Source organism: Hydrogenophaga sp., assembly GCF_018780075.1.
Lineage (GTDB): Bacteria > Pseudomonadota > Gammaproteobacteria > Burkholderiales > Burkholderiaceae_C > Hydrogenophaga.
Genome location: NZ_JADMKB010000101.1, coordinates 115,843 through 124,815, shown reverse-complemented (window position 1 = coordinate 124,815; position 8,973 = coordinate 115,843). Strand labels below are relative to the sequence as shown.

Sequence of the window (8,973 nt, the reverse complement as noted above, 5' to 3'; positions counted from 1 at the left end):
TGCGGCCGCTGGAGGTGATGGTGGGCAAGATCCTGCCCTACGTGGTGATCGGCTATGTGCAGCTGTGCGTGATCCTGGGCGCGGCCTGGCTGCTGTTCGAGGTGCCGATGGTGGGCAGCTTCGCGTTGCTGATGGCCATGATCGGCGTCTTCATGGTGGCGAATCTGGCGGTGGGCTTCACCTTTTCCACCATCGCGCGCAACCAGCTGCAGGCGATGCAGATGACCTTCTTTTTCTTCCTGCCCTCGATGCTGCTCTCGGGCTTCATGTTCCCGTTTCGCGGCATGCCGGTCTGGGCGCAGTGGCTGGGCGAGGGCCTGCCGCTGACGCACTTTCTGCGCATCGTGCGCGGCATCATGTTGAAGGGCAGCTACGCGCCCCAGCTCTGGGTCGATCTCTGGCCCATGCTGCTGTTCCTGGCGGTGGCCGGGGTGGTGGCGCTCAAGCGCTACCGGCAGACGCTGGATTAGCGCTGTTCCATCAACCGCTGAAAAAAACCAGCGTCTCCCATGCCTGCCACGCGGATCAGTCACCGGTGTGCGAACGGTACGCAAAAGAACCTGACCTGCTGCCGCTTTCGGTCGAGGTAACAAGCGGCGCCGTTGACCGGCATGCGATGGTCATTTTGCTCAAACCGTCTGGTAAGAGCACGATCAGGACAGCGTGCGCTCCTCGCCTGGCAGCAGGACGCTGGTGGCGTCGGTCCCGGACTCCCGGCCCAGATGGCCTGGCAGCGCGGTCACCGGCTCGATGCACAGGTAATCGCCTGACGACGGTCGGTGGAGCACGAGGCCGCACGTTCCTTGTGTCGTCACGTCGATTGCGCCGCCGCCCGCTACCTGCAGCCGGGCCGTTCCGTCCCATCCCCGGAAAGCGGCCGTCTCGCCGCGCCGCATCCCGAAACCCTGTGCGCGGTCCCGCCCGTCGTCGCCGCCATGCTCATCCAGTTCGCGGCGCGCGAGGGCGGTGAAGCGCAGGTCGTCGGGGGTGATTTCAGTGGGCGCCGGATGGTAGGGGTACCAGCCCAGGCAGACCGGCATCGGTTTGACGTCATCGTTGCGGACGGTGAGCCGCACGCGCAGACCGTCGGCCTCGAGCTGCACGTCCTGCCGCGCGCTCCAGCTCCAAGGCCAGCCAACGTCCCCACGAACGTGCACGAGCTCCAGATGCGCACGCTGGTCCGTCGCTTCACGCACACGCCACGGCTTGCGGTGCGCGATGCCGTGGAGGGCAAATCCGTTCGGGCCGGGTTGCGGGCGCACAGGTTGTCCCCGCCAGTCGAAGCCGCCTGGTGGCAGACGGTTCGCAAAGGGCAGCATCGGAAAAGCGCCGGCCTTGGGCCAGTCATGTTCGTCGAACGACGACCCGTCCCATGCAAGGAGCAAGGGGTGGCGAGCGCCCGCCTGGCTCCAATCCAGGTTTGCGATTCGCCCACCGGCCGCCAGGACCACGGTCGCGGTATATGCGCCAGCGCGCAGCTTGATCGACGGATCGCCGCAAAGGCGCACCGCAGGTTCAGTCGACGCGGGCACAGGAGAGCTCGACAGCTTCTTTCCAGCGCGCCGTCTGCGTGGTGACGAAGGACGCGAACTCTTGCTGCGAACTGCGGCGCACCTCGAAGCCCAGGGCGCTGAGCTTGTCGCGCACCTCTGGCATATCGAGCACCGCGTTCACTTCGTTGTGCAGCCGGGTGACGATTTCCGGTGGTGCGCGCGCGGGAGCGTGGATGCCGTTCCAGCCGACGGAGCCGGAGTCCGCGAGTCCGAGTTCGGTGAGCGCGGGCACGTCGGGCAGGAAGCTGGAGCGGCTTTGCGTGGTGACCGCGAGGGCGCGCAGCTTGCTCGCTTTCACATTTGCCGCGACCTCGGGGAACCCGGACATCATCGCGGGCACCGCGCCACCGAGCACTTCGTTCAACGCGGGTGCACCGCCCTTGTAGGGAATATGGTTGATGCTCAGACCCGCCTTCTTGCGCAGGAGTTCAAGCGCGAGATGCTGTGCCGAACCGTTGCCGGGGGGCGCGACCGCCAGCGGGTTGGCCGGGTCCTTGGCGAGCTTCACGAAGTCCTGCACGGTTTGCGCGGGCGTCGACGGGTTCACCACCAGCACGCTGGGCGTGTTGGCGATCTGCGCCACCGGCTCGAAGTCCTTGACCGTATCGAAGGGCAGCGACCGGAACAGGCTGGGATTGATCGAGAAGGGACCGGAGGACAGCAGCAGCGTGTAGCCGTCCGGCGCCGCCTTCGCCACGTCGGCGGCACCGATGTTGCCGGATGCGCCGGCCTTGTTGTCCACGACGATGGTTTGTTTCAGGCGTTCTCCGAGATGCTTGGCCACCAGCCGCGCGGCCGCATCTGACGATCCGCCCGCCGGCCATGGCACCACGAAGCGGATCGGCTTGTCGGGCCAGGCTCCTAGGCTCCCCGTGCTCCGCTGAGTTCGTGGCTCAGCGCCCGCGCAGAAACAGCGCGTCCAGCTCGCGCATGCTCACCTGGCGCCAGGTCGGGCGACCGTGGTTGCATTGGTCGCTGCGTTCGGTCACTTCCATCTGGCGCAGCAGGGCGTTCATTTCGTCCAGCGTGAGACGGCGGTTGGCGCGCACCGCGCCGTGGCAGGCCATGGTGGCCAGCAGCTCGTTGCGGGCGCGTTGCACCACGGTGGACGCGTCGTGCTGGCCGAGCTCGGCGAGCACGCTGCGCGCCAGTTCCACCGGATCGCCCTGCGCCAGCGTGGTGGGCACGGCGCGCACCGCCAGCGTCTTGGGCGAAAACGGCACGATCTCCAGGCCGAGCATGGCGAGCACCACGCCGCTGTCTTCCGCGGTGGCCACCTCTTCGGGCGTGGCCGCGAAGGTGGCGGGGATCAGCAGCGGCTGGCTGGCGAGCTGCTCGTGGTCCATCTGCAGCTTGAGGCGTTCGTAGACGATGCGCTCGTGGGCGGCGTGCATGTCCACCACCACCAGGCCCTGGGCGTTTTCGGCCAGGATGTAGACGCCCTGCAGTTGTGCGATGGCGCGGCCAAGCGGCCACTCGCCGCCGGGCAGTGGTGTGCCGGCGTCCACAGGCGCGGCCTGAACGAACGCGGCGTTCGCTGGCACAGCCTCCGGGGAGACCGTCCATCCCGCCGTTCGGGCTGAGCCTGTCGACGCCGATTCAGATCCACGGCCCCACAAGGCGCCGAGGTCGCTCACGCGCTGGCCGACGGTGTCGGGCGGCGTGTAGCGCTGGAACGGCAGCGGATTCTGCGCGGCGCCCAGCGTGGAGGGCAGGCGCTCGGGCGCTGTCCAGGTGGGCACACCGGCCTGCGGCATGTGGTCGGGGGTGGCCTCGCCGGGCACCAGCGCGGCCTGCGCCGCCGCGGCGGCGGCCGAGCGCGGCACCGCCAGCGCCGATTCCACCGCGTGACGCACGGCCTGGTGCACCTCACGGCTGTCGCGGAAGCGCACCTCGATCTTGGTCGGGTGCACGTTCACGTCCACCCGGGTCGGGTCCAGGCTCACATAGAGCGCGTACACCGGTTGTTTGTGGCCGTGCAGCACGTCTTCGTAGGCGCTGCGCCCGGCGTGGGTGATCACCTTGTCGCGCACGTAGCGGCCGTTGACGTAGGCGAACTGCCAGTCGCCGCGCGAGCGCGCCGCGTCGGGCACGCCAGCGAAACCCCAGACGCGCAGGCGCTGCGGCTGCCCGTCCTCGGTGGGCGAGGGCGCGTCCAGTGGCCAGTTCACCGCCACCGCCTGCTCGATGAAGTCTTCGCCCAGCACATCGGTCAGGCGCTGACGCAGCGCATCGATGCCGCCGCCGGGCACGGCGCGCCACTGCGCGGCCAGCTTGCCGTCGTGCCAGATGGCGAAACCCACCTCGGGCCGCGCCAGCGCGTGCCGGCGCACGGCCTCGATGCAGTGGGCCAGCTCGGTGGCGTCGGTCTTCAGGAACTTGCGCCGCGCGGGCGTGGCGAAAAAGAGTTCACGCACCTCGACCGTGGTGCCGGGGCCGCGCGCGGTGGGCTGCAGCTCGCCGCTGCGGCCGTCGAGCAGCCAGCCGTGGGGCTCGTCGGCCGCGTCCACGCGGGTCAGGATGGAGACCTCGGCGATGGAGCAGATGGCCGCCAGCGCCTCGCCCCGAAAACCCATGGTGCCCACCGATTCGAGGTCGGAGAGGCTGGCGATCTTGCTGGTGGCGTGGCGCTTGAGCGCGGTGGGCAGCTCGGCGCGGAGGATGCCGCCGCCGTTGTCTTCCACGCTGATGAGGCGCACGCCGCCGGCCTGCAGCCGCACGGTGATCTGCGTGGCGCCCGCGTCCAGCGCGTTGTCCAGCAGTTCGCGCACCACGGAGGCCGGCCGTTCGACCACCTCGCCAGCCGCGATCTGGCTGATCAGTTCGTCGGGGAGTTCGAGGATCGGGCGGCGGGTCGGGGGGGGGAGGGGTGCGTTCACCGGAGAAATTGTAGGCGCCGGGGCTGGAGTCCGTGCCCCCACACTCCGCCGCTGCGCGGGTCGTTGCCCCCCGAGGGGGTGCCATCCAGCTTGGGGTGGCCCGGCGCTGGATAATCTCCTCCCATGGAAATTGCTCTGACCCTCCTCGACTTCATCCTGCACGTGGACAAACACCTGCAGGCTTTCGTACAAACCTACGGCGCCTGGGTCTATGCCCTGCTGTTCCTGATCATTTTTGTGGAGACCGGGCTGGTGGTCATGCCCTTCCTGCCGGGCGACTCGCTGCTGTTCATCGTGGGCGCGCTCTGCGGTGCGGGCCTGATCGACTATCCGCTCGCGGCAGGGCTGATGCTCGCCGCCGCGATCCTGGGCGACCAGACCAACTACTCGATCGGCCGCTACTTCGGTCCGAAGGTGTTCCAGTGGGAGAACTCGCGGTTTTTCAACAAGAACGCTTTCAACCAGGCCCACAACTTCTACGAGCGCTACGGCGGCGTGACCATCATCCTGGCGCGTTTCATGCCCTTCATCCGCACCTTCGCGCCGTTCGTGGCCGGCGTGGCCGACATGACCCGCAGCAAGTTCACGATGTTCAACGTGGTCGGCGCGGTGATCTGGGTGATCGGCCTCACCGCCGCCGGCTACTTCTTTGGCAACCTGCCCTGGGTGCAGGCCAACCTCTCCAAGATCATCTGGGCCCTGATCTTCGTGCCGGGGCTGATCGCCCTGTTCGGCGGCTGGCGCGCTGCCCGAGCAGAGAAAGCACGCACCGCGTCTTGATCCCACGCTGGCGGAGGCCTGCCAGCGTTGGTGCGGTCGGTCAGAGCAGGCCGAACGCCTTGAGCAACTCGCTGCTCGCTTGGTCGGTCAGCCGTGTGAGGGATTGCTGAACCATGTCCACCTTGTCCGCATCGATGACGGCTCCGCTGCCCAACGATTTCTTCTGCAGCTCGAAACTTGATGTGGTGTAGGTGGCGATGGTCTCTCCAGACCGCAGGTCGATCAGTTCGGCTTTGATCGCGGCGTGGGGCAGGGAGTTGAGCGTCATGCCAAGCGCCGATCGCTGGAACACACCAAACCCCTGCATGACCTGAGTGGTCTGGTAGAGAGGGTCGGGCGCCACGCCATTGGACAGCAGCAGCGCCAGATCAGCGCCAGGCCCGGCGGCCTTGATGATCTCGCTGCGGTCGCCGGTTCTGGGCGCCGAAACCGCCACATTGGCGAGGCGACCCGAAGCCTGGAGCTTCTTGGCCACATGCTGGGTCAAAGACGCAGGGAGGCCCAACTCAGGCTTGTCAACGACTTGCTGTTCATTGTTGAAAACGGTGGTCCCCACCCAGAGCAGCGTGAGTTTGCTGTCAACGGTCGACGCCACCACCAGCTTCTTGTTGTCGGTTCTCGACTTCACGGCAGCCGTGTCGATCGAAGCACACCCACCCAGCAGCAGCGCGACCAGAAGAAAAGACCCGAAGAACCTGCGGCGCATGACCACTCCTTTTGTAAATCAATGAGCTTATCAGGGGCTTCAGAGGGCTCTCGTGCGCGCCAGCGGCGGATTGGCGCTGAAGTACTTCACGATGCCCTTCATCAGGGCATCGGCCAGGTTGCTCTGGTAGCTCTCGCTGTTGAGCCGTGCTTCTTCATCCGGGTTGCTGATGAAAGCGGTCTCCACCAGCACGCTGGGGATGTCGGGCGCCTTGAGCACCGCGAAGCCGGCCTGTTCGACGTGGGGCTTGTGCAGCTTGCCCACCCGGCCCACCTCGCCCAGCATGGCGCTGCCGAGCTTGAGGCTGTCCTTGATCTGCGCGGTGGTGCTCATGTCCAGCAGGGCGCGCTGCAGGGTCGCGTCCTTGACTTTCACGTTGAGGCCGCCCACCAGATCGGCGGCGTTTTCCTTGTTGGCCATCCAGCGCGCCGCCGCGCTGCTCGCGCCCTTGGTGCTGAGCGCGAAGATGCTCGCGCCCTGGGGCCGCGGGGTCATGAACGCGTCGGCGTGGATGCTGATGAACAGGTCGGCGCGCACGCGCTGCGCCTTCTGCACGCGCACCCCGAGCGGCACGAAAAAATCGGCGTCGCGCGTCAGGTAGGCCCGCATCGGGTTGCCGTTGACGCGCGTGGCGTTGATGCGCTCGCGCAGGCGGTGCGCGACCTTCAGCACCACGTCTTTCTCTTTGGTGCCGCCGGGGCCGATGGCACCCGGGTCTTCACCGCCGTGGCCGGGGTCGAGCGCCACGATGATCAGGCGCTCGGTCTTTTTTCCCGGCGCCGGCCTGGGGTCGGTGGGGGGCTGTGGCGGCTTGGCGGTGGGCCGGGGTTTGTTGCGGCCCGCGATCAGCTCGCCCAGCGGATCGTCCGAGGCCTGCGCCTGCGCCTGCTCCAGCTCGATGCCCAGCAGCTTCGCGGCCCGCGCGCTGGCCTCGTCCACCTCCAGAAAGCGCTCGCGGATCAGCGCGTCCAGCGGGTCCACCTCCTGCTCGGGGAACAGGTCGAACACCAGCCGGTGCTGGTAAGCCGCGACCGGTGGCAGGTTGAACACCTGGGGCTTGATGGGTTTTTTCAGGTCGATGGTCAGCCGGGCGAGATTGGGCCCCACGGGCGTGACCCGCATGCCCGCGATGTTGGGGTCGTCCGAGCGCAGCTTGGCGACCAGCTCGCGCATGCCGTCGAGCAGGTCGATGCCCTCGATCTCGACGGTGAGCTGTGGCGGGTCGTTCACGGCGGTCTTGTGGGCCTTGAGCGCCGCGTCGGACTCGATGGTCACGCGCGTGTAGTCCTGGGCGGGCCAGATGCGCACGGCGATCACCCGGCCGGCTTGCGCGAGGTGGGGCGTGCCCAGCCACAGCACCAGCGTGCCTGCGCGCAACACCTCGCGGCGGCCGATGGGTGGGCTCATGGCTGGAGGGCCGCCAGCAGTTGCTGACCGGTGGGGGTGTGGGCCGTCACCCGCAGGATGCGCGGGCCGTCGGTGTCGTCGTCGGTGGATGTGGGCATCGTGTCGTCGGGTTCGATGTGGATTTCGGCGTCGATCGCGGGCATCAGGCCCGTCGCCCGTTCGGGCCACTCCACCAGCTTGAGACCCGGGCTCGCAAAAAGTTCGCGAAAGCCCGCGTCTTCCCACTCGCGGGGGTCGGTGAAGCGGTAGAAGTCGAAGTGCCAGATGGCCAGCGGCGCGCCGGTGGGCGCCAGTGGGCCGTCCACCGCGCTGTGCGGCTCGACCACGGCGTAGGTCGGGCTCTTGATGCGCCCGCGCACGCCCAGCGCCCGCAGCAGGTGTCGCACGAAGGTGGTCTTGCCCGCGCCCAGGTCGCCCTGCAGGGAGAGCGTGGCGTTGTGGATGGCCGGGCACGCGGCCAGCCGCGCGGCAAAGGCCTGTGTGTCCGCCTCGCTGGCCCAGCGGCCGTGCCACAGCGGCGGCGCCGCCGGCGCGGGCGTTTCTACAATGGGCGGCACATGACGTCCGATTTCGATGCTGCTCAACTGGTGACTCAGATACAGGCCTGGGGCCAGGAGCTCGCATTGTCCCAAATCGGCGTGGCGGGCATCGACCTTTCTGCCGCCGAGCCCGGTCTTGCCGCCTGGCTCGCGGCCGGATTTCACGGTGAGATGGATTACATGGCGCGCCACGGCATGAAGCGCGCACGCCCGGCCGAGCTGGTGCCGGGCACGGTGAGCGTCATCACGGCCCGGCTGGACTACCTGCCGCCAGGCACGCCCGAGGGCTGGCAGGCGCTCGAACTGCAGCGCCTTCAGAGGCCGGGCGAAGCCGTCGTCTCGCTCTACGCGCGGGGCCGGGACTACCACAAGGTCTTGCGCAACCGCCTGCAGAAACTGGCCGAGCGCATCGGCGAAGCGGTGGGCCCGCTGGGCCACCGCGTCTTCACCGACTCCGCGCCCGTGCTCGAAGCCGAGCTGGCCCAGCGCAGCGGTCAGGGCTGGCGCGGCAAACACACCCTGGTGTTGAACCGCGAAGGCGGCTCGATGTTTTTCCTGGGCGAGATCTATGTGGACATCGCCCTGCCGCCCAGCGAGCCCGTGTCGGACCACTGCGGCGCCTGCACGGCCTGCATCGATGTGTGCCCCACCCAGGCCATCCTCGGCCCGCAGCGGCTGGACGCACGCCGTTGCATCTCTTACCTCACCATCGAACACGCCGGGCCGATTCCCGAAGAGCTGCGCCCGCTGATCGGCAACCGCATCTACGGCTGCGACGACTGTCAGCTGATCTGTCCCTGGAACAAGTTCGCACAGCGTTCACCGCTCGTTGACTTCGACCCGCGCGAAGGGCTCGCGGGCGCGACGCTGGTCGAGCTGTTCTCGTGGAGCGAGGAGGAGTTCTTGCAACGCACCGAAGGCAGCCCGATCCGGCGCATCGGTCACGGGCGGTGGCAACGCAACATCGCGGTGGCGATGGGAAACGCGCTGCGACTCGGGGGCGATGAGGCGATGCGGGCGGCCTTGGCGGAACAGGCGGACCATCCGAGTCCGCTGGTCAGGGAGCATGTGACGTGGGCGCTGGTGGGGTAGGCTGTATCCCCGCTTCT

The 8,973-nt window shown here is 68.0% G+C and carries 9 protein-coding genes; 3 read left to right on the top strand and 6 right to left on the bottom strand.

What is annotated here, in order from left to right; all coding sequences use genetic code 11:
• Window positions 1–470: ABC transporter permease (locus IV088_RS16975; RefSeq protein WP_291104564.1), on the top strand; the 470-nt coding region annotated here is incomplete at its 5' end.
• Between the two features lie 183 nt (window positions 471–653).
• Here the strand turns inward: IV088_RS16975 and IV088_RS16970 are convergent.
• The 3 genes from IV088_RS16970 to mutL form a co-directional block, all read right to left on the bottom strand.
• Window positions 654–1,532, bottom strand: a complete 879-nt coding sequence (locus tag IV088_RS16970) for a hypothetical protein (protein ID WP_291104562.1) — start codon at window positions 1,530–1,532, stop codon at window positions 654–656.
• Window positions 1,516–2,385 carry a tripartite tricarboxylate transporter substrate binding protein gene (locus IV088_RS16965; protein ID WP_291104560.1) on the bottom strand — a complete coding sequence of 290 codons (870 nt, stop codon included), beginning with the start codon at window positions 2,383–2,385 and terminating at the stop codon, window positions 1,516–1,518. The genes IV088_RS16970 and IV088_RS16965 overlap by 17 nt, the downstream gene beginning before the upstream one ends.
• Window positions 2,386–2,446: 61 nt before the next feature.
• Window positions 2,447–4,432, bottom strand: a complete 1,986-nt coding sequence (mutL, locus tag IV088_RS16960) for a DNA mismatch repair endonuclease MutL (protein ID WP_291104558.1) — start codon at window positions 4,430–4,432, stop codon at window positions 2,447–2,449.
• Between the two features lie 123 nt (window positions 4,433–4,555).
• On the opposite strand from mutL, the gene IV088_RS16955 reads away from it, so the two are divergent.
• A complete protein-coding gene (locus IV088_RS16955) occupies window positions 4,556–5,212 on the top strand; it encodes a DedA family protein (protein WP_291104555.1) in 657 nt (218 codons plus the stop codon).
• 40 nt (window positions 5,213–5,252) lie between these two features.
• Here the strand turns inward: IV088_RS16955 and IV088_RS16950 are convergent, their stop codons facing one another.
• Genes IV088_RS16950 through tsaE form a run of 3 tightly spaced genes read right to left on the bottom strand, consistent with a single transcriptional unit; the run spans window position 5,253 to window position 7,873 of the window.
• The gene (locus IV088_RS16950; protein WP_291104553.1) at window positions 5,253–5,918 is read right to left on the bottom strand and encodes a hypothetical protein; all 666 of its coding nucleotides are present in this window, start codon (window positions 5,916–5,918) and stop codon (window positions 5,253–5,255) included.
• A gap of 39 nt (window positions 5,919–5,957) precedes the next feature.
• A complete protein-coding gene (locus IV088_RS16945; RefSeq protein ID WP_291104550.1) occupies window positions 5,958–7,325 on the bottom strand; it encodes an N-acetylmuramoyl-L-alanine amidase in 1,368 nt (455 codons plus the stop codon).
• Window positions 7,322–7,873 carry a tRNA (adenosine(37)-N6)-threonylcarbamoyltransferase complex ATPase subunit type 1 TsaE gene (gene tsaE / locus IV088_RS16940; protein WP_291104585.1) on the bottom strand — a complete coding sequence of 184 codons (552 nt, stop codon included), beginning with the start codon at window positions 7,871–7,873 and terminating at the stop codon, window positions 7,322–7,324. Before tsaE ends, IV088_RS16945 begins: the two co-directional genes overlap by 4 nt.
• A 9-nt stretch (window positions 7,874–7,882) precedes the next feature.
• On the opposite strand from tsaE, the gene queG reads away from it, so the two are divergent.
• Complete coding sequence (gene queG / locus IV088_RS16935; protein WP_291104548.1) at window positions 7,883–8,956, top strand: tRNA epoxyqueuosine(34) reductase QueG; 1,074 nt, start codon at window positions 7,883–7,885, stop codon at window positions 8,954–8,956.
• Window positions 8,957–8,973: the final 17 nt, after the last annotated feature.

Coding starts and splice junctions, on each gene's coding strand:
- IV088_RS16950 (WP_291104553.1), bottom strand. CDS start 5,918: ATGCGCCGCAGGTTCTTCGGGTCTTTTCTTCTGGTCGCGCTGCTGCTG.
- IV088_RS16945 (WP_291104550.1), bottom strand. CDS start 7,325: ATGAGCCCACCCATCGGCCGCCGCGAGGTGTTGCGCGCAGGCACGCTG.
- queG (WP_291104548.1), top strand. CDS start 7,883: ATGACGTCCGATTTCGATGCTGCTCAACTGGTGACTCAGATACAGGCC.
- IV088_RS16955 (WP_291104555.1), top strand. CDS start 4,556: ATGGAAATTGCTCTGACCCTCCTCGACTTCATCCTGCACGTGGACAAA.